Genomic DNA, 23,235 nt, shown 5'->3' with positions numbered 1-23,235 from the left:
ATCACATAAACATTATTGACGAAATAATTAAACCGACAATCGCCATTAACCAGGTATAAATAATTGTATTCCATAAAACTTTTTGAACATCAACTCTCATTTCATTTGCGAGCCAGACGTTATGTGTATTTGTAGGATCAGAAATTCCCTGTATTTGTCCAACTGCTATGAGCAAACCCATTACAGCTCCGGGATTCAATCCGCTTGCTAAAAAAACAGCTGCAAGTCCGTATCCCATTCCCCATACGTTTAATGGTCCACGATAAAGAGCTAAAGGCGCAGCCGCAGAAAATATTAATATGTAACTTATTGGATTCGAAGGAATTATCTGAGCCATCAATGGTTTTACAATATTCAAAACCGGCCACCCATCGGGATATTGATCAAGAGTTACACCTGGACCCATTATAGCAACCAGCAGCATTCCAATTCCAAACATCAACACAACTGCGGGCATTACAACTCCTCCGCCTTCAAAGCAAGCTTGTATAAATAAATTTAATCTTCCCTTTTTATAAGTTGTTAGAAAAGCATAAAGCAATCCTACAATAAATGCAGCGATAAAATTAACATCAAATAAAAGAATTAAGAATAATGGAAGAATAGGCGAAAGGAACGATATCCAATGAGGTTGGACTGCATTTTCATTTTTCCTTAAAATTATTCTTATAAAAGCAGTGATGAAAAGCAGGGCAATGCAAATTGCAATAATCCATTTTAAGGCAATTCCAACATTAGATAAAATTTCAGTGAACTGAATTTTAGATTCATATGAAGTCAAGGAAGTATATAGGTAATAAATAAGAGTAAGTGCAAAAATTATTATTAAACTTCTGAAAATTATTTTCTTAAAATTCAAATCATGTCCATCGCGGTAAATCTGGATTGTGATATAAACGATCGCACCAAGAATTGAAACTAAAAACATCAGCATTGCAAAAGGACGAATCTCATCAACCGTTAATCCCATTACACTTATGTAAACCGCCCAGTTGCCAACATTAAGGATACCACCAATGCTTAATCCGAAAAGAAAAATTCCAACCGATGTCATCGGACCAATTCCAACTGAAGACATAATTGGGAGAACGATTGTTGCAACCATAATAATCGCACCAAGTCCACCAAGAGTTGTAAAAAGAGAAATAATTAGCAAAAGTAAAATGATGGCAATTAGCCATGGATTATCGCCTGAAAGTTCAGCACCTTTTTTAATAAAAGCTTCAGCAACACCTGTTTTTTGCATAAGAACACTGAGCATACTGCCAAATAACGCAATTGTATAAGCCTGATGTAGCTTTAGTGAGCCTTGTCCTATAACATATTCTATTATATCCGTAAAATTTATATTACCTATAATAGCAATCAAAACAGCCATTAATGGTAGTGCGATAAGTGCAGGAATTTTTCGGAAAAACATCATCAGTGCCATAAAAACAAAAACACTGATGAGTAAAATTATTTGAAATATTTCCATTCTTAAGATTATAATAATGCTAAAACTAATTTAAGTATTAAATATGAAAAATATTTTACAGAATAATTAATTAATTGGCACAACGAAATATTTTTTTCTTTATATTTAAAAAGAAAATTATTTAAGCAAATATTTTTTTTACACAATAATTATTGATGAGGTAATTATGAAATCTTTTTTACGATTTGCAATTCTAACTATTTTATTTGTACCAAGTTTATATTCCCAAAACCCCTGGCAATACTCTCAGCAATTATATTTTCCACCGGCTGATAGTGATATTGTAAGACCTTTTCTTTCAGCCGTAGCGGATGATGGAACACTCTGGGTAATTTCAAGCCGAATTCAGGATGTTTCAGCACATAATGCAATTTATTTCTTAGTCCCGGGTGATACAGTATTTCAAAAATTTATTGATTTTAATGATAACGGAGACTCAGATTCATTACTCGGTAATATCGGTGCTTTAAGAGGCATCGCTGCATTGGGAAATACCTTATATATAAGTGCTTCGCAACCGTATCCCAAAACTCAGCCCAACACCGTTGCTGCAATGTATTTGTATCCAAACTTCGATACTCTTCAAGTAATCAAATATGGATTTGGTATTCAAGGAAGTGGTTATGGTTCTTATAATCACGGTATTGATATAAGTAAAGATTCTGTAATCTTTACTGGAATTTCATTTGGTACTACTTTCAGATGCTATAATTTTAGTGATACAATTACAGTCGCTGGATATGGTTCATACATTCCACCTGCACAATATGCTCTAGAACCGGGTGGAGCCCAACTAGGTGGGATTGATTTAATTAGAGATGTTGCTCTTATTCCAGATGGAGATTATTTCAATACTTCCACTCCATTTTATACTTCAAGAAATTCCTACTCAAGTATACAACAAACCGGCGGCATAGCCGTTTGGACAGGGGGAACCCAAAGGACTCCTATTGATTATAGTGGACAAAGAATACTTGATGCCGATAATTTTTTAGCGTTCAATGATTTTTATCCATGCGGAATTACTCATGATAAAAATAATCTACTTTGGGTTGCAGGAGTTGATAGTACACGCAGATGGGTAAAAGCATTTTATATGGATGGAATCTTTGCTTTACCGGTTTACGATTTACCAAGTCAGTTTAGCGGAGATATTCAAGATCCAAATGGTGCACCAATGACTTCTCCCGCAGACGTTGCTATTACTTCCGATAGCTCAACAGTGTATGTTATTGATGAGTGGTCAAGATCAGCATTTAAATTTACTAGAACAGTAGTTAGTGTTGAAGAAGATATATTAGCGAATATTGATTTTAGTTTGGAACAGAATTATCCAAATCCATTTAATCCATCCACATTAATCAGATTTAATCTGCCAAAATCTTCTAATGTTAAACTTATTGTTTCAGATATTTTAGGAAATGAGGTTCAAACATTGGTTGATGGTTTTGTTTCTGCGGGCAGACATACAAAGTTATTTAAAGGTGATGGATTGTCCAGTGGAATTTATTTTTACACCTTAATTACAGGTGACTCTAAAATCAGTAAAAAAATGAGTTTGATTAAATAGTTTTATGAGCCCGGAAAATAAGCCGGGCTTTTTATTACCATTTAATTAAGTAAATCCCGTATGAGACAAAAAGAAATAAAAAATCTTTATAAGATTTTTTTAATAATACTTTTTCTTTTTAGCATCAATATTTTTCCACAAGGACAGTCAGGAAAAATATCCGGAATTGTTATTGATGCATCCACTAAGGAACCACTGATTGGTGCAAATGTTTTAATCGAAGGAACCAATCTTGGTGCTGCCACAAATATTGATGGACAATTTGTAATCTTAAATATCTCTCCCGGCACTTATAATATAACCGCAAGCATGATAGGTTACTCTAAGTCAACAGAAAAAGGTGTTGAGATAAATATTGACAGAACAACTCAATTGTCTTTTGGTTTAAATGACGAAGCACTGCAGATGGAGCAGGTAGTTGTAGTTGCAAAAAGACCCGCGGTTATTAAAGATCAAACTTCTACTTCTACACACATTGATGATAAACAAATTAAAGTTGCTCCGATTGAAGGTCTGCGCGGTGCGCTGGAATTAAGCGCCGGTTTTCAGAAAGATCAAAAAGGAAATTATTCCGTTCGTGGTTCCGGTTCCTATGAATTGAATTTTCAAATAAATGGTGTTGAACAGATGAGTTCAAATACTTCTGCACCGGCAACATTTGGAACTGAAAAAGCTGATAACTCCTGGAAGTATGATGTTAATCCACTGGGTGTTCAGCAGCTTCAATTAATTACAGGTGGATTTTCTGCTGAATACGGAAACTCTCAGGCAGGTATTGTTAAAGTTGTTTTAAAGGACGGCGCACCAAAATTTACCGGAGAAGTTCGAGTTGAGTATCGTCCTTCCGGACAATATCATTATGGTGACTATATCTACGATAAAAATAATTGGGAATGGCAGAAATGGGGAACTCTTGATCAATGGATGGCTAAGAAAGATCAGATACTTAATGAACTTACATTTAGTACAAGATATGAAGGGTTAAAAAATAGTAATCCCGAATTGTATAATCAGCTTGCTGACGAAGAAATAAAATGGGCTTACGACCTATGGGTAAAAAATCATGAGCCCAGCGATGAAAATGTTCTGGGAGTTTATGACTACAGACAATATTCTTATCAAAGATATTTATTTGGATTTGGTGGTCCTCTCGGTGCTGATCCAAATATTTTAAAATTTTATGTTTCTGGAGAATACAAAAGAAATCCAACAAGATTGCCTACTCCGGAAAAAGTTCAAACAGGCCAAAACTATATACTTAATTTAACTTACCAACCTGGTGGCGGACATAAGTTTAAAGTAATGGGCAGCTACCAAAGCTATATTGGCGGTATTTGGTCAGGCTCATCTGATATACGCTGGTCCGGATTAGCATTTACACCTCCCGGTGTATCTACAAAATACCTTGTTACAATTGATCCCGTAAGAGAAGAACAAACAATTGCTCAAACATTAAATTGGGTTTACTCAATAAATCCTCAATCATTTACTGAATTAACCTTAACACATCAGCAGGAAAAATACGAGCTACCGTTTAAATATCTTGCTGGATATGGACTAGAGGTTGACAGGGCAGATAGTTCAAGCGATCCGAGTGGAACAGTTTTAAGAGATGGCAGCTGGTGGGAAAAAGATGTATTCAGAGCACCCTTTAGTTTCAGCACTAATTATTATCAGGATAGCAGAACGGAAAACTTTGGATTAAAATTTGATTTTACAGGACAGCTTGATGCCTCGCACTTAGCAAAAGCAGGAATTGGAATTCAATATTGGGATATGATTAATAATGGTGTAAACTCAAGTTTTCAAGCTAATACTTATGTGGCTCGTAATGGTTTTGCGGATTATTATACAGCATATCCAATAAGCATGGGAGGTTACGTTCAGGATAGAATGGAGTATGAAGGAATAATTGCCAACATTGGTGTGCGGACAGAATTTTATAATTTCCAAACTCAGGTTCCTGTTGATCCATATAACTTTCTATATGTTGGTACAGAGGGACCCGGCGGAACAGGTAATCCCGCTACCGTTGGCTCAGAAACTAAATTAATATTTCTTCCGCGTTTTGGTATATCATTTCCGATTGGAGAAGGTACAGCATTTAGATTTCAATATGGGCACTTTTCATCAATGCCGATTTTTAGTCAGGCTTTATCTAAAAAAACATGGGTTGGCTGGCAAGGGCTGGGTAATCCAAATCTTGATCCTAAAAAAACCATTAACTATGAATTCGGAATACAACAGCAGTTAAGTGATATACATAGACTTGACTTAGTTCTATATTATAATGACCGTGTATCCCAGATAGGCAGCCAGTATCTTGCGGCATATACCGGAAGTAAAAATGTAACTCAGACACCTGGTGGTATTTATGCCGGATTTGATCTTGAAAATAATCCATTATACTTCATAAACACATATGCAAACAACGGATTTGGTTCTACATTAGGATTTGAAGCAAGTTTTGAAACATTTTCTACAAAAAATTGGTCCTATAGATTATCTTACAGCCTTTCACAAACCACTGCCGGAAATTATGGTGCACAGGCGCAGTGGCCTGATAACTCAAGAGAATACTCCACTAGAAATTTTACAGGTGAATTTTTAGCAAGCTGGGATAGAACACATAACTTTAGAGCACTTCTGCAATACTTTGTTGATGTAGAAGGCGGTTTTGAAATTTTGGGAATAAGACCTTTTAGTAATTCCGTTTTTAGTCTTACTTACACTGCACAATCTGGTTTGCCTTATACTTACATTACAAGTTTTGACTTAAAGGATGCAGTTTATAATCGAAGGTATCCTTTAGAATCGATGGTTGATTTTAGCTTTAATAAAGACATTCAATTTGATAATTACAAAATTATTCTTGGTCTAAGGATAATGAATTTGTTTGATAACAAATGGCTCACTCCGTTTTCTACAAATGAAGATCTTAACTTATGGATTCAACAGGGTGTTACTATGGATATGCCAGGAAATGACCCAACCAGGTTTAGTTATCTTGTTGCACCCTATAGAGCTTATACAACAATACCAAGGCAAGTCTTTTTTACTGTTGGAGTAGGATTTAACTAAATAAAGATCAAAAATATATTGATGAAAAATTTTTTACTGTTTATAACTTTTATAATGATTGTTCCTCAATCATTTGCACAGATTGAATCATCATCGTTTATACTTAATAGAGGACAATTGTGGCAAACTGTTTCATTAGGCAAAGTCGGCCCATCTTTTAGCAACTGGACACAAAGAGGAATTGGACTTGACTGGCCAGGCTACGATGCAAGTCTTATTTCAGAAAACATTGGAGGCACAGCCTCACATCTTGTTTCCGGTGGTTTTTACATAGGTGCAAAGTGGGCACAAGATAGTATTTTATCTGTTGAGGAATGGTCATTATATGGTAGTTCTGTTGCTGAAGGGGCTGCTTCTAAATACACTGTTAAGACAAATAGAAAAGTTTATCCTAATGGTGAAAATTTTTGGTTAAAGACCAATCCTGATGTTGGTGAAGAAGTTGTTGAAACTGTCTGGGAATATAATATTAATTATCAGGATGAATTTCAAATCAAACGAATGCTTCCGGTTCGCGTTAAAAGAACAACACATCAATGGAGCGGTTCAAGAAAAGATGAAAATTATATCATTCATGATTATGTTATAAAAAATATTTCACCGGAAATTAGATCACTTGTTTCATCAGAGAGATTTGTTGCTGATTCTCTATTGGATGTTTACATCACATTAAATTATGGAATGCATAGTAACTCAAGATCCTGGTCTGTTCTATTTCCCTCACTATCTCCGGGTGCAAGAAATACATGGTTTTTTAACACTGCAAGCAAAAGATTAATTTTTGGATATGCCGCAGATTATCCGGATACTAAAAATCAAACAGAAACCTTTGGATTGGTTAATTCATTTGGCCCAATTGTAAATGATCAACCGAGCGGCGAATATCTTGCTCCTGCTTATGTTGGTTATAAACTTTTGTACTCTTCTCTAAATAAACTTAATGAAGTTTCAAAAGTTAATCGTTACGGTTGGTCTGCTGCCAGCAATTCGATTGACTTAAGCGGACCGTTTACAAACCTTGGTTCACTTGAAGCACAATATGCAGCAATGCAGGATATCAGATTGACTTCAAGTTTTGTTTCAAGTTTTACAGATACAGTATATATGAGAAGATCCAGAATGTGGTCTATGATGTCTCTCGGTCCCTGGGACATTTTACCAGGGGATTCAATAAGATTTGCAGTTGCTGAGATTGTAAACGGTGTTGATTATGGAATAGCTATTCAACCAAAGAATTACGGAACTGCTACAATTACAAGTCTCTCAAGAGGATTGTTTGATAGAAGTGTAGATCAATCGCAATTTACTTTTGATAATAATTTTAATCATCCCGATCCACCGGCAGCACCTGTCTTTACAGTAGATTATAACAGAGGCGGCGATATTGTTGCTAATATTCTGAAGTGGGGAATAGAAGCTGAATCAATTCCCGATCCTGATGATGGTCAACTTGATTTAGTTGGTTATATAGTATATAGATCTGAGTACCTGTCAATCGGTCCCTGGATCGCTATAGATACGGTTTTTGCAGGCGATCCAAATTATTTAGATGGATTTGAATACACCTATATAGATTCAGCAGTTTCAATCGGGCAGGGATATTATTATGCTTTAACATCCTTTGATAATGGAAGAGCAAGCTGGACTGGCGTTCAAACTATTACAAACGTTCCTCCACTTGAAACATCCATTTTTGCTAATCGAAAACAAACTCCATTTATTGCAACTATCGCACCCAAAGAAGATTTAGAAGAAGTACTTGTTGTCCCAAATCCTTTTATAATCAGCGAAGGGCAATCACAGCCAGGGGCAGGTGATCAAATACAATTTGTTAATCTACCTAATCCTTGTACGATAAGGATTTATACAGTAAGAGGCGATATTGTAAAAACTATTGATGTTGCTGATGGAACCGGTGCCATTGTTACCTGGGATCAGGTTACTGATTATGGGCAGTTTGTTGAAAGCGGTATTTACATTTTTCATATCGATTATAATGGCGGAAGCAAGCTAGGAAAGTTTGCAATAGTTAGATGATGATGCGAATTAAAAAAATAAAATTTCTGTTAGGAATATTTTTCCTCCAATTTATTATTCTGAACACTTCATTATTGTGTCAGGATGAATTTAAAAGCAATGCTACTGCCGGGTTTACATTTTTACAGATACCTACTACCGCAAGAGTTGCGGCTTTGGGTGAGGCATCAATTGCACTTTCTGATATGAACTCAGAAGGGTTATTTGTTAATCCTGCTATTATTGGATTTACAAATTACACCCATTCATTCTCAGCATCATATTCAAACTGGTTTGCTGATATAAAAAATTACGGAACTGGTTATACTTACAACTCACCTATAGGAGTATTTGGTATCGGATTTATCTTACTTGATTATGGTTCGATGCCAAGGACTACAAGATCATCCGGACAAAAAGTGTATTCTGTTATTGGAAGCTTTGAAGCTAACTCGATAGCAGCAGGTTTAACTTATTCCAAAATGTTAACAGATCGTTTTTCGGTTGGAGTAACTTTAAAATATGTACAGGAAAAGATAGATATCTACAAAGCTGATAATATTTTATTTGATGGCGGCGTTTTGTATTACACAGGCTTCCACTCACTTAGGATTGCGGCAACAATCCACAATTTTGGTACAAATAGTAAGTTTATAAATGATGAATTTAAAATGCCTGCAACATTTAAACTTGGACTTGCTGCAGAAATTTTTGGTGATAATGAGTCCGAATACAAAGGCACAGTAATTTTTGAAGCCTCACATCCAAATAATTCAAATGAAAGATTAAACCTTGGAGCTGAAGTAAGCTGGAATAATATTTTTATTTTACGCGGCGGCTATAAGTTTTTTTATGATGAAGAAAATCTAAGCTTTGGATTAGGAATAAATCCTCAATTAGAGCTTCCAATGAGTTTTGATTTTGCTTATTCGGATTACGGCAGACTTGGAAATATTTTAAGGTTTACTTTACAATTAGGAATGCACTAATGCAAGATATTCTATGAAAAAATTCCAGTTAATATTGTTAGCTTTTTTACTTGGTTATTCAAACAACTTTGCCCAGCTGCAATCCATATCGTTCTATGGAGATTACTCTTCGGAATTATCAACACGATTGCAGATTACAGAAGCGGATGCAGTTGGCGGAGGGGTAAAGATTAAATTTTTAATTGCAGATGATATTTTAATTAATATTAATGGTGGTTATAAACTTTACTCACTCAGTGAACCCGATGTATTGAATAATTGGGGCTGGGTTTTTTGGACAGACAGATACTATCCTAAAATTGTATCTGATCTCAACGCTGATCAGAATTTAGGAGTGCAAATATCAGCTGCACAAAAAATTGATTTGATTCCTATTTCGATTTCAATCGGCTATGATTTTTTACCCATTGATAAATTAGAAATCACACCAACTGTTGGCGGTGGAGTTTATGTTTACACACGACGTATGTTTGCTGTTGAAAGCTGGAGTAAATATTATCCCGAGGCAGATTATACTTTGCAATACAGTTATAGAAATTTTGCACCTTCAAAAAAAGGAAGTCCACTTTTTATTACTAGCAGCCTTAATGTTCAATATAAATTATATAAATCTTTGGGAATCTTTACAAACGTACAGTATTCTTATGTAATCCCAACAGAAGGCTCTTTGGGGTATGATGATTTTCCTATAGGCAGTGAACTTTCGATCGCACTAGGTTTAGCCATTTTTTACTGATGTGAAATTATTTATGAGATTATCAATTAAAATTTTTCTACTTGTTTTTTTTACTTTATCACAGTTATTGCTGGCTCAAGACAAGTATATAATTGGTGCAGGAGGTAATTATAATCTTCCTGTTGGTTCATTAGCTGATAGAATGAACGGCGCATTTGGAGGCTGGTTTTATGCCGGCAAACAGGTTAGTGATGATTGGACCTGGGTTGGAAAGTTTGAGTACTTTAAATTTGATGAAGTTAATGAAGACCAGATGTATAAAATTGTTGAAACTAATATCAACAGTGTTAATCAGGATTTAAGATTTGAACTGCCAGGCATAAGTATGGAGTTAACAGTCGCCGGTTTTACTGCCGAAGCAAAGTATAAGCTCTTTAAATCGGATATTTTTGAAACAGACTTAAATCTTGGTTTCGGGTTTTATTATTGGAATTACGACCACGGAAATTATAGTGATTCATTATTTGCAGATACTACCGGAAGCGGGGATCTTGTTGTTATTGATATAATTAATGTTCCCGCTCTCAATCAAAAAGATTGGAGCGGCGGTTTAAACGCAGGATTAGATTTTAACATAAATATTTTTGAACCAGTCTGGTTAAACCTATCCGCTAACTACAAACTTATAATTGCTGAACTTTGGCCTACGCTTGATTTAAATCTGGAAAATGTAAGTGGATTGCAGTTTTTTGATTTCAGAGCAGGAATCAATTTAAGGCTGTAATTATCAAAAGCTATTTACAGCAAATGAAAAAATTAATAACATTTCTATTCGTCTTATCATTATTCATAAGTCCCTCCTGCCAGACCAGTGAAACTAAAGCTGTTCGTGGTGTATGGCTAACTAATGTTGATAGTGAGGTTCTAAATTCCAAAGAAAATATTGTTGAAGCTGTTAATCTTTTAGATGAACTTGGATTTAATACAATCTTTGTTGTTACCTGGAATAAAGCTATGACAACTTATCCAAGCAAAATTATGAAAGGATTTACCGGAGTTGAAATCGATACTTTATTTACAGGACGAGATCCACTTAATGAATTAATTGAAGAAGCACATAAAAAAAATATAAAAGTTATTGCCTGGTTTGAATTTGGTTTTTCATCTTCATATCAATTAAATGGCGGACCAATTTTAGAAAAGAAACCTGAATGGGCTTCAAAAGACGTTAATGGAAACCTTGTAACAAAAAACGGATTTGAGTGGATGAATGGATTTAATCCTGAAGTTCAGGATTTTATGCTATCGTTAATAATGGAAGTAGTTCGAAACTATAATATTGATGGTATTCAGGGCGATGATAGATTGCCAGCAATGCCTTCCGAAGCAGGCTATGATGAATATACAGTTAAACTTTACAGATCTGAACACGATGGAAAAAATCCGCCTTTATATCATAAAGATTATAATTGGATAAAATGGAGATCAAACCTTCTTACAAATTTCATGAAGATAATTCACGATTCTGTTAAATCTCATAACCAGAAATTAATTGTATCTATGGCTCCAAGTATTTATCCATGGAGCGAAGAAGAGTATTTGCAGGACTGGCCAACTTGGATGCAAAATGGTTATGTTGATTTTGTTTGTCCGCAAGTTTATAGATACAACATTAAAGATTATAGAAACGCACTTGATTTAATTGTTGAAGACCAAATTGATCAAAAATATTTTAACAGATTTTATCCCGGTGTTTTGCTTAAAGTAGGTGATTATTATCCTTCCGAGGAATTTCTTAATCAGATGATAGAAGTAAACCGAAATAATAATGTAAATGGAGAAGTTTTTTTCTTCTATGAGGGTATAAAAAAGTATCCTGATTTATTTAAGAAAATTTATAAAGATAAGGTTGAGTTTCCGGATTTAATTAGATGAGGTAATGTGAAAAGATTTTTATTAGTTGTGTTATTATTAATTTGTCATAATGCAAATGCTCAGCCGCTTCAGCAGTTTAGAGCAACGTGGTTAACAAATGTAGATAGTTATGTTCTTGCAACGGATAACTCAATTGTTGAAGCAGTAAATTACTTATCCTCAATCGGCATAAATGTAATCTTTCCCGTTGTTTATAATAAAGGCTACACTATTTATCCAAGTGAAATTATGGATAGCCTTTTCAATGCACCTACTATACCTGATGTATCTTTTCAAAACAGAGATTTTCTAGAAAGACTTGTAATTGAAGCTCATAGAGTTGGAATAGAAGTAATTCCATGGTTTGAATTTGGATTTTCTTCATCATACAGTTTAAATGGCGGACATATTGTTGCAAAGTATCCAAATTGGGCGTTAAAGAATAATCAAGGCAACCTTGTTGTTAAAAACGGATTCGATTGGTTGAGTGGAATAAATCCTGAAGTTCAGAATTATATGATTTCTTTGGTTACTGAAGTGATTGATAATTATGATGTTGACGGCGTGCAGGGGGGATGACCGATTACCATCGATCCCGGTTGACGGTGTTTACGATTCCGTAACTGTTGCAATATATCAATCAGAACACAGCGGAGCCAATCCTCCAAACAATGCCGGCGATCCAAACTGGAAAAGATGGAGAGCGGATAAATTAAATGAGTTCTTCTTAAGGATGAGAGATTCAGTTAAAAGCAGAGGCGACCATTTAATTTTATCATCATCCCCAACTCCGTATCCGTGGGGATATGATGAATATCTTCAGGACTCCAGATACTGGGCTCAAAATAATATTGTAGATAACATAGTCCCTCAACTTTATAGATATGATTTTTCGGGTTATCAATCAGTATTAGCTCAATCACTTCAGCAAATAAGAAGTGTTAATCCTGATATATATTTTGCTGGGGTTTTAATTAAAGCCGGCTCCTGGGTTACAACTCCTACTTTAATTTCTCAAATAATAAATTATAACCGTACTAATAATGTTAACGGCGAGTGTGCATTTTTTTATGAAGGATTAAGAGCCAACTCAAATGAGATTGGCAATATCATCGGAACAGATTTTTATAATCAACCTGCACTTGTTCCATATCGCAACGGGAACATCTGGCGCCCAAAAGCGACGATAAAAAATGAAACCGAAAGTGGAGTAACAATAACTGGAACCTGGACAAATTATGCTCAGCCAGGATATGATGGAGGAATAATCCGAACAAATGTAACATCAAGTTATCAGGCAGTAGAATATAATGTAGATGTTCCTTTTGGTGCATACTTTGATGTTTACGGATATTTAGTTCCAAATACACCGTGGACGCAGAATGCCAGATATGTTATTTATTCAGATACAGACTCAACTGAAGTGATAGTAAATCAGGCAAACTTAAATAAAAAAGGCTGGCAAAAGATTGGTACAGTTTACCTAACAGAAGGGAACAGAAAAGTATTAAAAATAGATAACACATACTTAGAGGCAGGAAAGTATCTAATAGCTGATGCAGTAATGCTGATGATAAACAGAAAATTATCACCAGAAGTAATATTAACAAAAATAGAAGAAGAGAACTCATCACAAACTATAAATCCAACAGAATTTAGGTTAGAGCAAAATTATCCAAATCCATTTAATCCGGTAACAAAGATCAGATTTACAATTCCAAATGTCACACTGAGCGGAGTCGAAGGGTCTCGAGTACAGCTTAAAATATTTGATGTATTAGGTAAAGAAGTAGCAACACTAGTAAACGAAGAAAAACCTATAGGAGCTTACGAAGTAGAATTTGATGGTAGTAATTTAACAAGCGGAGTATATTTTTATCAACTTAAATCAGGTTCTGTAATTCAAACGAAAAAAATGATTTTACTTCGCTAATATCGAATTAAAATTTATTTAATGAATAAATGTCACATTGAGCGAAGTTGAAATGTGACCAAATGATTTACAATTATGATAAAATATTTTCTTGTATCATTCCTGATTTTTCAATCAATTCTTATTTCCCAACCGCTGGAGGAATTCCGCGCCGCCAAACTAACCAATGTTGATAGTAATATATTATTTTCAGATCAGGGAACTGCTGCTGCAATGGATTACCTTGCTTCTGTTAATGTAAATGTTGTTCTATGCGTGGTGTTGAATGGTGGTTATACTTTGTTCTACAGCAATACTATGGATAGTCTTTTTAGTATTCCAATTGATCCTGAACTTAATAACCGAGATGCGCTTGAAAGAGTTATCATTGAAGCTCATAGAAACGGAATAGAAGTGTATCCCTGGTTTGAATATGGATTTGCTGCGTGGTATTCAGGTGGAACTCCACCTTATGGCGGACACATATTGCAAACAAAACCTGATTGGGCTTGTAAAATAAGTAATGGACAAATTGCAGTTAAAAACGGTTTTGATTGGATGTCAGCTATTGATCCCGAAGTACAGGATTTTATGAATAAATTGATATTTGAAGTTATGACTAAATATGATATTGATGGTATTGAATTTTCAGATCGCATACCCGCAATGCCGATTGAGGGAGGATATGAGCCTTATACAGTTTCTCTTTATCAATCTGAACACGGTGGACAAAATCCGCCAACAAATTATAACGATGCAAATTGGAAACGATGGCGCGCAAATAAAATGAATGATTGGTATATGGGGGTTAGAACATTAATGAAAAATTATGATGAAAACTTATTTGTTTCATCAAGCCCAAGTATTTATCCGTGGAGCTATGATAACTATTTGCAGGATGTTCAAACCTGGTTGGATTCAGGTGTCTGCGATCAATTTATTCCACAGCTTTACCGTTATACTTTTTCTGAATATTTATATGAACTTAATCAAGCAGTTAATCAAGCTGGATCAGTTAATCTGCATAAACTGTTTGGCGGACTTTTAATGAATATCGGTATTCCACCGAATGAATATGTTATGTCTCCTGCATATCTAATGTCAGCTTTGCAGGCAAATCGTGATAGAGGCGTAATGGGTGAAGCCTATTTTTATTATGAAGGATTCAAGAAAAATAATAATCAGCTTGGTGATACACTTAAAGCAACCTTCTATTCAAAGCCAGCGATAGTGCCCGGCAGGAACGGAAATATTTGGCGCCCAAAAGCAATTATAAAAAATGAAACCGAAAGTGGAGTAACAATAACTGGAACCTGGACAAATTATGCTCAGCCAGGATATGATGGAGGAATAATCCGAACAAATGTAACATCAAGTTATCAGGCAGTAGAATATAATGTAGATGTTCCTTTTGGTGCATACTTTGATGTTTACGGATATTTAGTTCCGAATACACCATGGACACAGAATGCAAGGTACGTAATATATTCTGAAACAGATTCATCAGAAGTAATTGTAAATCAATCAAACTTAAATAAAAAAGGCTGGCAAAGAATTGGCACAGTATATTTAAGTGAAGGTAACAATAAAGTATTAAAGATAGACAATACATATTTAGAAAGTGGAAAATATTTAGTTGCTGATGCTGTTATGATAATGATTAACAGGAAGTTATCTCCTGAAGTAGTGGTAACAAATGTTGAAGAGGAAAAAGAAAACAATGTAAGTCAACCAACAGAATTCAGATTAGAGCAGAATTATCCTAATCCATTCAATCCATCTACTAGTATAAATTATTCAATAAGCAGTAGACAATTTGTAACACTAAAAGTATATGATATTCTCGGTAAAGAAGTAGCGATCTTAGTAAACGAAGAAAAACCTGCCGGAAATTATGTGGTTGAATTCAATGCAACCAATTTTACAAGCGGCGTATACTTTTATCAACTTAAATCCGGTTCGTTCATTCAAACTAAAAAAATGGTGTTACTTCGTTGATGGAAAAACGTGCTAATGCATTGGATGCTCTTCGTGGATTTGCAATCATAACAATGATTCTTTCAGGAAGTATTCCATTTTCAGGACCTGCTTCATTACCAGGATGGATGTATCACGCACAGGTTCCACCACCAGATCACATTTTTAATCCTAATTTGCCCGGCATTACCTGGGTTGATCTGGTATTTCCGTTCTTCCTTTTCTCGATGGGTGCCGCTTTTCCATTTGCATTGAGAAAAAGAATTGAGCAGGGGATCCCTTATTGGAAATTATCACTTCAAGCAATTCAAAGAGGATTTTTACTTGTTGTGTTTGCACTTTTTCTCCAGCACTCAAAACCTTACGCATTAAGCGGCAATCCGGAAACTATTCATTGGATTCTTGGTTTGGTTGGATTCATAATCCTTTTTCTTATTTACTATCGTTATCCAAAGAATACTAATCCTAAGCTTACTACCTTAATAAAAATAATTACAGGTATCGGTGCAGTAGTTCTTTTCTCACAGCTTACTTATTCAAATGGGAACGGATTTACGCTAAGCAGAAGTGATATAATTATTCTGGTACTTGCCAACGTAGCTTTATTTGGTTCCATCATCTGGATTTTTACAAAGGATAATTTGTTAGTTAGATTATCTATTCTTGGTTTTCTTCTTGCATTCAGGATTACGCACTCTATTGAAGGCAGCTGGACAGCCTGGATATGGAATTTAACTCCAACTTCTGAGATATATCAATTTTATTTTTTACAATACTTATTTATCGTTATTCCCGGCACAATTGCAGGAGATTTATTTTTTAAATGGATAAAATCTTCATCTGAAGAAATTTCGAAAGAGAATAAATCAACATTTGTTTACCTGTTCTTTCTCTGTATTGGAATAATTATTCTAAATTTATTCGGCCTCTACAATAGACATCTAATATTAAATTTGGTTGGTAATTTAATTCTTTTATCTACAGGTTTATTTTTGCTTAAAAACTCGAAATCAAAACTACTTGAACTTTATAAAAAATTATTTTCGTGGGGTACGTTTTGGCTGCTGCTTGGATTAGCTTTTGAATCCTATGAAGGAGGTATTAAAAAAGATCATCCAACTTTAAGTTATTATTTCGTTACATCAGGATTAGCTTTTTTAGCTTTGATATCTTTTTCAACTATTTCTGATTACTGGAAAAAATCCAAGTATGTGAATTTGTTAATTGAGAATGGTCAGAATCCGATGATTGCGTACATAACGGGAAGTAATTTCGTTATGCCTGTTCTTGCCTTAACTGGATTATCGACAATTCTAAATTATCTTCTTCTTAATCCATGGCTTGGGTTTTTGAAAGGACTCATTTTCACTTTGCTTGCGGCATTAGTCACAAGTTTTTTTACAAAGAAAAAGATTTTCTGGAGAAGTTAAATTTCATCTTATGCAGATTCTTCACTTCGTTCAGAATGACAGTTAATTATCATTCAACTCTCACTTCATCGGATAAATGTCTGAACCAGAAATAATATAATCCAACTGATAAAAAGATTAATATAATCAGTAGATAAAAAAACAAATCAAACCTTTTTAGAATTACAGTCATCCCCGTTAAAAATAATACTATTTGCCAGGGAAGTGCGAAACAAATTGCGATAATATCTCTTCTGTTTTCAAAATTAATTTGAGTTTTCTTTTCATCCGGCAGAAATGATTTTATTGGTTTCCAGAAACCAAACGGACGAGTAGTTTTATAAAAATTGACAAGAGTCTCTTTATTAGTTTGTTCAGTTACTAATGTAACAATTATTGTAGCTGAGAATGATGCAACGAGCAAAATGGCAAAGGATAAATATTCTGTTGCATTCGGAGAAAATATTTTTTGAACTATTGCAGCACCCATTCCAAAAACAGTTCCTGCAGTAAACCCGAATCCATTCATTCGCCACCAGTACCATCTGACTAGAAGCGGAACAACCATTCCAGCACCAAGCCCCATTGTAAGCCATCCCCATATTTCATTAATGCTTTTAATATTAACTGTTAATCCAAGTCCGAGTAAAACAATAATAATAGAGGAAAGTCTACTATGAATAATTAATTTTTTCTCTGATGCATTAGGATTAATAAATTCCTGATAAATATCTCTAACCCAATAGGAGGCACCTGAGTTAATTAAAGAACTGAATGTTGACATTGCTGCAGCCATTAGTCCGGCAACTAATAATCCTTTTAACCCTACAGGTAGAATATTAAATATAACAGTTGGTAAAACTTTTTCAGGATCACTAATGATTGAACCTGAACTTACCCCGTATGAAATACCAAGCACTGCAATAGCCGCAATAAATGGCCAGCGAAAAGATAAAAGGAAAGTCCAGAATAAAGAAAGCAATCCAGCATCTCTATCACTTCTTGCAGCAAAAAATCTTTGTGCCATATAACCGCCGGTTCCAGCACTTCCTTCAATCACAACTTTAATTAGATAAAAGAGTAATGCAATTCCAAAAAGATTGTAGATAGAATAAGCTGAATTTTCAGGAAAGTTTAATTCCCACGATGGAAGAATACTTGTCCAGGCATCCCGAGTTGTTTCTATTGGTAAAAAACTTCCATCTTTTAGAGGAACTGATATTGAAAATGTATTAGGGATGTCTGCAGAAACAAGAGCAATTGAACACACTATTATTATCATCACAAAAATTAATATGCCTTGAAATACATCAGTCCATACAACGCCTTGCAGTCCACTTGCTACAGTATATAAAGTGGTTAGAAATATGATCAAAGCAGCTGCCCAAAACTCTGATGATAAACCAAAAAATTCAGGGATGCTAAGAACATCACCGACAAACTTTCCGGCACCTACAGAAAAATATGAAACAATAGCAATGGTGATAATTAATGTAGAAAGCGCAGCAATTATTCTTGCGGATTTACCTTGTATGCCATCGCCAAATCTATATTTCATCCACTCGGCAAGCGTCATAACTTTTGATCTTCTTGTCCACTTACCCATAAAGATCATAAAGAAAGCCATAATAAGAACAAGTCCGCCACGCATCTCAACAAAAAATCCAACTGCACCAAATGCATAAATAAGTGCAACATTTATCATTGTGCCGCTAACATCAAAGTTAGATGCCATTCCCGAAGCTCCAAGTGCCCACCATGGAATTTTTCTGCTTCCGAGAAAGTAAGAATCAATTCCTGAGGAAGCTTTTTTCTCAAAGTAAAATCCAATTATAGTAATAAGAATCAGATAAGCAATAACTATAATTAAATCAATAACAGACATCTATTTTCCTTCTGCCTCAAGTATAGTGTTTATTATTTCGTTCAAAGCAACTGCTGCTTTTTGATCATCAATGTTTACAACGATAAAATAGCCATTCTCATTACCAGCATTCTTAAAAGCGTTCATTAATTTGATTTGATCGCTTTCGATAATATTACCTGTCTCATAGGACCATAATTCCTTAGTAGTTAAACATCCAAGTGAAGGAGTGAAAGGGAAGTATGATGTACCAGCATAAAACCCGGGATCGATGGTTGTACCGTGGGCGATAATTTCATTTCTTCCAGCTTTACCGGCATAATAAGCTTCATAAATATTTATATATTCCTTCCAACTTTCAGGCAGTAACCTTTTATATTCTTCGAGATTCCATAAGGTATCTTTATTAGCCACATGGAAATATTTTCCAGGATTAACTTCATACGGAAACACAAGTTGTAAATTAGGACTAGGCCCTATGAAGTCATTCTTTGAAAAATCTATTCCTTGTATGGATAAAATACCCTCAGGAGTATTTCCATTGGTTATATAACCTGGCAAATCAGTGATCGCTCTTGCTAATTGGGGCACACTAAATATTTCTCCGGATTCACTTCTAAGAAATTTTCCATTAGGTTTTCTTACTACTACCAAACCGGGATAATCTCTGTTTGACCTTTGAATTGAAAAGATTACTAATCTATTCTCAAAACTATGCCCTAATAAATCCTGAATCGGCGGTAAAGAAATCAATTCATTAGATAAATCATTTTTTAGCATTACTAAGATTGGGTGATCAATAAGTAAAGGATTTCTTTCTAAAAATTCTTCAAGCATCTCATTTGCATTAAAGTCGGATCGCTTAAGATAATCTACACACATTGCAAATAACTTGGGGTTGTTCGTCTCTTTTGCAAAAGCTTCTATTTCAGGGGTGAAATTATTTTGGTAAAGTGTGTAAACAACTTCTAAGAATGATCTCTGGAATTCTGTTGAACAATCTTTTATATTATTGAAACAGCTGGTTATAACCGAATCTGTAAATTCATTCTTAAATTGAATTAGCTCCATTGCCCAGAATGCACTTTGATAATTTTTTTCTGTCGAATCTGTTAAAGTTTTTGATAAATTAAATTTGATCGTTTCATTAATGGTTTTAATAAGAAATTTTTCTCTTTCTGATTTAAGCACAACTTTCGAATAGTAATCATCTGGTTTAAACTCTTTGCTATCACTGCAGTTTGTGAATGAGAAAAAAATAAATGTAAAAATAAAAATCAGGATTGAATAAATTTTATTCTTCTTGAATCGCAGGCCTGACATGTTCCTTTTGTACATAATAAACTTTCAAAATTTTCTTTAAAATATGTTTCTCCATGAGAATAGAGACTTTTAACGGATATGAAATAACTATATAATCCGTTATAAGAATGCTTAACGATTAGATTATGATTTAATAAATACTTTTCCAAATTAACAAAACTTTTTGCACAACCGGGAATCTCTTTTAATTTTTGTTCCCCTGTGGTTGAAACACCAAATGGCAGAACATTTAAATGATCCCAAGGCGAATAATTGTACCATGGAACTTTAGCAGTAATCTCAAGATAATGACCATATGTTAAAGATGAGAAATCTGTCCCAAGCATTAGAATGAAAGAATTTTCATTTTTTGTTAGCCAATCTAAAACACTTCCTTTACCCAGCGGACTATCAGGGTCATTATCTTCTTTTATTTCCTCCGTTACTTTTCCCCACAAAGCAAAAGAATGAGTTGGTGATGATGTTCTGATAACCCCTTCACTTAATCTAAATGTTTCTGAAAGTAACCCTACCTTACTTTTAGAATTCTTTGGATTAAAAGTTTCATAAAAGCCAAATGTTTTTTTAAAACAATAAGTGAAAACGGGAAAGATTATGGATCCGGATGATCCAATAATTTCTTTTAGATCTTGAATTATTTGAGAAGGAGTTATCTCTGGAAACGCAAACTTAATTTTTTTGAAACTTGTATGAACAATTAGATGCTGAGAGGATTTTAGTCCTAGATTCTGAATAAATTCTTTAAAGGGCCAATGATTATTCTTCACGTCACAAAATTACAATACTTTTTTAAAATTAATTAGAAAAACCTTCATTTATTCTTATAAATTGATTTGTCTATAATCTTCATATGGTCAATTTAGTTTTTACTTGAAACCTGTAGTTTAATCACATTTCTCTATTGTAAAAGTATTGTAAAACCCCTTTTTCTCTCTTTTTATACATCTTTAATTATTTAGCTTAGACCATACTTTAATAACAAATTAGTTTAAATCTACTATTGTGATTTGCTATTAAATATTTTGATAACAAAGAGAATTCTATGGAAAATCTATATCACAAATTTCACATTCCGGTTATGGGAACAGGGCATTCAATTGATTCACCAATTCGTGTTGCACATCTTGGGATTTCATCTGTAATGTCTATAGTTGATGATATTTTAATTGAAAAAATTGGTAAGTACTATGCTAATAAATATTCAATCCCATTTGAAGAAATTTCTAAAAAAGATCTTTACGCACGATCGAAAAGAATAACAGCTTATTTAAATGTAGTTGATATAATTGTTGCACGTAATCTTGAAGAAATAAAACGTTTACCATTCTTTGAGCAAAATGAAAAGACAAAATACTTTGAGCTTTTACCGGATGATAGTTCTTTAAAGCAAAAGTATAATTATTTTTTAAAAGTTACTGATGCATCTGAAAAAGAAAAGTTAGGTAAAGAACTCACAGATTTAATGCGCGCTGGTTCTATCGATGTGAATATTATGTCCAAAGTTGATAGAACTAATTACGCTAAAGATGGTACAATGTTGAGTGATGAATTCAGTGATGCAAAAGCAGCTTTGCGCGGATATGCAGAAAGCACTCTTACATCTTCAATCGTATTTTCTGCTGGATTCAATAGAACACTTTTGGGGTTTATTCCTCAGTTTAAAGATTTTTACCGCGATGAAAATGGTTCCATCAAGAAAAAAATTATTATAAAAGTCAGCGATTTTCGTTCTGCTATGATTCAGGGAAAATTTTTAGCAACTAAAGGTCTTGAAGTTTCTGAATTTAGAATTGAATCCGGATTGAACTGCGGTGGACATGCTTTCGCATCGCAAGGATATTTGCTTCCTTCAATCTTGCAAGAGTTTACAGCAAAACGGCACGAACTTGCTAAAGAGTTTATTCCAATTATAAAATCATATTATGAAAAACAAAATTGGAATTTTGATGAATCCAGTTTTAAATATGAGCCATTAATTACTGTTCAAGGCGGTATCGGTACCAGTGGCGAAGCACAAAGACTGATTGAAGATTTCGGCTGTGATTCAACAGGATGGGGAAGTCCTTTCCTATTAGTTCCCGAAGCAACTTGTGTTGATGACGACACGTTGAGCCTTTTAATGAATGCACAGAAAGATGATTTATATTTAAGTGGTGCATCTCCACTTGGTGTTCCTTTTAATAATCTTAGAAACACAGGTTCAGAAAACTGGACAAAAGATCGTGCTGATAGTGGTAAACCAGGATCACCATGTCCTAAAGGGTTTTTAATATCAGACAAACAATACACCGATAAACCTATATGCACAGCATCACGTCAATTCCAGAAAAATAAAGTTGAAGAAATATCAGCAATGCAAATCCCGGAATCTGAAAAGGATGAGTTAAAAAATCTGTGGTATGCAAAAGTTTGTTTGTGTGATCATCTTGCAAATGGCGCATTAATAAAATTAGGTATATCACCTAAAACAAAATCTCCGCAATCAATTTGTCCGGGACCAAATATCGTTTGGTTCAACAGACAATATTCCTTGCAGGAAATGACGAATCATATTTATGGAAGAGGTGAGTCGCTAGTTTCTGCGGATAGACCACATATGTTCTGCCAGGAAATAGAACTGTATGTTAACTACTATGAAAATCTTATTAAAACAATGGGCAGCAGCGAAGCGGAAATTAAATATTTGGAAATATTTAAAGAAAATCTTGAAAATGGAATTACGTATATACTTAAGATTGCTGAAGGAAAAGCCTACCCGAATGAAAATCTGAAATCCATTCCGGATTTTGTAAAAGTGCAGCACGACAGACTAAAATTAATTTATGCCAAAAGAACACCACTTTCTATTGCGGTAAACTTCTAACGCAACTATTTGATTGTACAAATCAAATTCGCATCTTTGTACCAATACAATTAATTAATTCAAATTAATCTCACAAAAACTTTTGATAACACAACAGCAAGCATTTCAAATTGCAAAAAGTATAGTGCCGGATATTGAGTTAAGGGCAATGAGAATATCAGATA

16 protein-coding genes are annotated in these 23,235 nt (G+C 34.3%); 12 read left to right on the top strand and 4 right to left on the bottom strand.

Annotated elements, in window-relative coordinates:
• Position 1 precedes the first annotated feature (1 nt).
• Positions 2–1,477: a citrate transporter gene (locus tag IPJ23_10675; protein MBK7631141.1), complete on the bottom strand. Its 1,476-nt coding sequence runs from the start codon at positions 1,475–1,477 to the stop codon at positions 2–4.
• Positions 1,478–1,643: 166 nt separating this feature from the next.
• On the opposite strand from IPJ23_10675, the gene IPJ23_10670 reads away from it, so the two are divergent.
• The 11 genes from IPJ23_10670 (at position 1,644) to IPJ23_10620 (ending at position 17,042) form a co-directional block, all read left to right on the top strand.
• Positions 1,644–3,047 carry a T9SS type A sorting domain-containing protein gene (locus IPJ23_10670; protein ID MBK7631140.1) on the top strand — a complete coding sequence of 468 codons (1,404 nt, stop codon included), beginning with the start codon at positions 1,644–1,646 and terminating at the stop codon, positions 3,045–3,047.
• A 60-nt stretch (positions 3,048–3,107) separates the two neighbouring features.
• Positions 3,108–6,128: a carboxypeptidase-like regulatory domain-containing protein gene (locus IPJ23_10665; protein MBK7631139.1), complete on the top strand. Its 3,021-nt coding sequence runs from the start codon at positions 3,108–3,110 to the stop codon at positions 6,126–6,128.
• 21 nt (positions 6,129–6,149) lie between these two features.
• The gene (locus IPJ23_10660) at positions 6,150–8,165 is read left to right on the top strand and encodes a hypothetical protein (protein MBK7631138.1); all 2,016 of its coding nucleotides are present in this window, start codon (positions 6,150–6,152) and stop codon (positions 8,163–8,165) included.
• A gap of 2 nt (positions 8,166–8,167) precedes the next feature.
• Positions 8,168–9,133: a PorV/PorQ family protein gene (locus IPJ23_10655; protein MBK7631137.1), complete on the top strand. Its 966-nt coding sequence runs from the start codon at positions 8,168–8,170 to the stop codon at positions 9,131–9,133.
• A 13-nt stretch (positions 9,134–9,146) separates the two neighbouring features.
• Entirely contained in the window at positions 9,147–9,869 is a 723-nt protein-coding gene (locus IPJ23_10650) for a hypothetical protein (protein ID MBK7631136.1), read from the top strand.
• Between the two features lie 13 nt (positions 9,870–9,882).
• Positions 9,883–10,593, top strand: a complete 711-nt coding sequence (locus tag IPJ23_10645) for a hypothetical protein (GenBank protein MBK7631135.1) — start codon at positions 9,883–9,885, stop codon at positions 10,591–10,593.
• A 23-nt stretch (positions 10,594–10,616) separates the two neighbouring features.
• Positions 10,617–11,744, top strand: a complete 1,128-nt coding sequence (locus IPJ23_10640; GenBank protein MBK7631134.1) for a family 10 glycosylhydrolase — start codon at positions 10,617–10,619, stop codon at positions 11,742–11,744.
• 6 nt (positions 11,745–11,750) lie between these two features.
• Complete coding sequence (locus IPJ23_10635) at positions 11,751–12,302, top strand: family 10 glycosylhydrolase (protein ID MBK7631133.1); 552 nt, start codon at positions 11,751–11,753, stop codon at positions 12,300–12,302.
• Positions 12,274–13,656, top strand: a complete 1,383-nt coding sequence (locus tag IPJ23_10630) for a family 10 glycosylhydrolase (protein MBK7631132.1) — start codon at positions 12,274–12,276, stop codon at positions 13,654–13,656. Before IPJ23_10635 ends, IPJ23_10630 begins: the two co-directional genes overlap by 29 nt.
• A gap of 75 nt (positions 13,657–13,731) precedes the next feature.
• The gene (locus tag IPJ23_10625) at positions 13,732–15,633 is read left to right on the top strand and encodes a family 10 glycosylhydrolase (GenBank protein ID MBK7631131.1); all 1,902 of its coding nucleotides are present in this window, start codon (positions 13,732–13,734) and stop codon (positions 15,631–15,633) included.
• On the top strand, positions 15,633–17,042 hold the full coding sequence (locus IPJ23_10620) for a DUF5009 domain-containing protein (protein ID MBK7631130.1): 1,410 nt from the start codon (positions 15,633–15,635) through the stop codon (positions 17,040–17,042). The genes IPJ23_10625 and IPJ23_10620 overlap by 1 nt, the downstream gene beginning before the upstream one ends.
• A 49-nt stretch (positions 17,043–17,091) precedes the next feature.
• Here the strand turns inward: IPJ23_10620 and IPJ23_10615 are convergent, their stop codons facing one another.
• From IPJ23_10615 to IPJ23_10605, 3 genes are read right to left on the bottom strand one after another with little or no spacing between them, the layout of a single operon-like run.
• A complete protein-coding gene (locus tag IPJ23_10615; GenBank protein MBK7631129.1) occupies positions 17,092–18,906 on the bottom strand; it encodes a sodium:solute symporter in 1,815 nt (604 codons plus the stop codon).
• Positions 18,907–20,223: a hypothetical protein gene (locus IPJ23_10610; GenBank protein ID MBK7631128.1), complete on the bottom strand. Its 1,317-nt coding sequence runs from the start codon at positions 20,221–20,223 to the stop codon at positions 18,907–18,909.
• Positions 20,163–20,975, bottom strand: coding sequence for an AAC(3) family N-acetyltransferase (locus IPJ23_10605; GenBank protein ID MBK7631127.1), 813 nt, complete (start codon positions 20,973–20,975; stop codon positions 20,163–20,165). The genes IPJ23_10610 and IPJ23_10605 overlap by 61 nt, the downstream gene beginning before the upstream one ends.
• A 275-nt stretch (positions 20,976–21,250) precedes the next feature.
• Between IPJ23_10605 and IPJ23_10600 the strand changes: the two genes are divergently transcribed.
• A complete protein-coding gene (locus IPJ23_10600; GenBank protein ID MBK7631126.1) occupies positions 21,251–23,071 on the top strand; it encodes a hypothetical protein in 1,821 nt (606 codons plus the stop codon).
• Positions 23,072–23,235 lie beyond the last annotated feature (164 nt).

This window comes from Ignavibacteriales bacterium, from assembly GCA_016709765.1.
GTDB lineage: Bacteria > Bacteroidota > Ignavibacteria > Ignavibacteriales > Ignavibacteriaceae > IGN3.
This window is presented reverse-complemented; position numbering and strand designations above follow the sequence as displayed.

Excerpts from the sequence above, each read along its gene's own strand:
- IPJ23_10675 (MBK7631141.1), bottom strand. The coding sequence starts at position 1,477 with ATGGAAATATTTCAAATAATTTTACTCATCAGTGTTTTTGTTTTTATG.
- IPJ23_10670 (MBK7631140.1), top strand. The coding sequence starts at position 1,644 with ATGAAATCTTTTTTACGATTTGCAATTCTAACTATTTTATTTGTACCA.
- IPJ23_10665 (MBK7631139.1), top strand. The coding sequence starts at position 3,108 with ATGAGACAAAAAGAAATAAAAAATCTTTATAAGATTTTTTTAATAATA.
- IPJ23_10660 (MBK7631138.1), top strand. The coding sequence starts at position 6,150 with ATGAAAAATTTTTTACTGTTTATAACTTTTATAATGATTGTTCCTCAA.
- IPJ23_10655 (MBK7631137.1), top strand. The coding sequence starts at position 8,168 with ATGCGAATTAAAAAAATAAAATTTCTGTTAGGAATATTTTTCCTCCAA.
- IPJ23_10650 (MBK7631136.1), top strand. The coding sequence starts at position 9,147 with ATGAAAAAATTCCAGTTAATATTGTTAGCTTTTTTACTTGGTTATTCA.
- IPJ23_10645 (MBK7631135.1), top strand. The coding sequence starts at position 9,883 with ATGAGATTATCAATTAAAATTTTTCTACTTGTTTTTTTTACTTTATCA.
- IPJ23_10640 (MBK7631134.1), top strand. The coding sequence starts at position 10,617 with ATGAAAAAATTAATAACATTTCTATTCGTCTTATCATTATTCATAAGT.
- IPJ23_10630 (MBK7631132.1), top strand. The coding sequence starts at position 12,274 with ATGATGTTGACGGCGTGCAGGGGGGATGACCGATTACCATCGATCCCG.
- IPJ23_10625 (MBK7631131.1), top strand. The coding sequence starts at position 13,732 with ATGATAAAATATTTTCTTGTATCATTCCTGATTTTTCAATCAATTCTT.
- IPJ23_10620 (MBK7631130.1), top strand. The coding sequence starts at position 15,633 with ATGGAAAAACGTGCTAATGCATTGGATGCTCTTCGTGGATTTGCAATC.
- IPJ23_10615 (MBK7631129.1), bottom strand. The coding sequence starts at position 18,906 with ATGTCTGTTATTGATTTAATTATAGTTATTGCTTATCTGATTCTTATT.
- IPJ23_10610 (MBK7631128.1), bottom strand. The coding sequence starts at position 20,223 with ATGTACAAAAGGAACATGTCAGGCCTGCGATTCAAGAAGAATAAAATT.
- IPJ23_10600 (MBK7631126.1), top strand. The coding sequence starts at position 21,251 with ATGGAAAATCTATATCACAAATTTCACATTCCGGTTATGGGAACAGGG.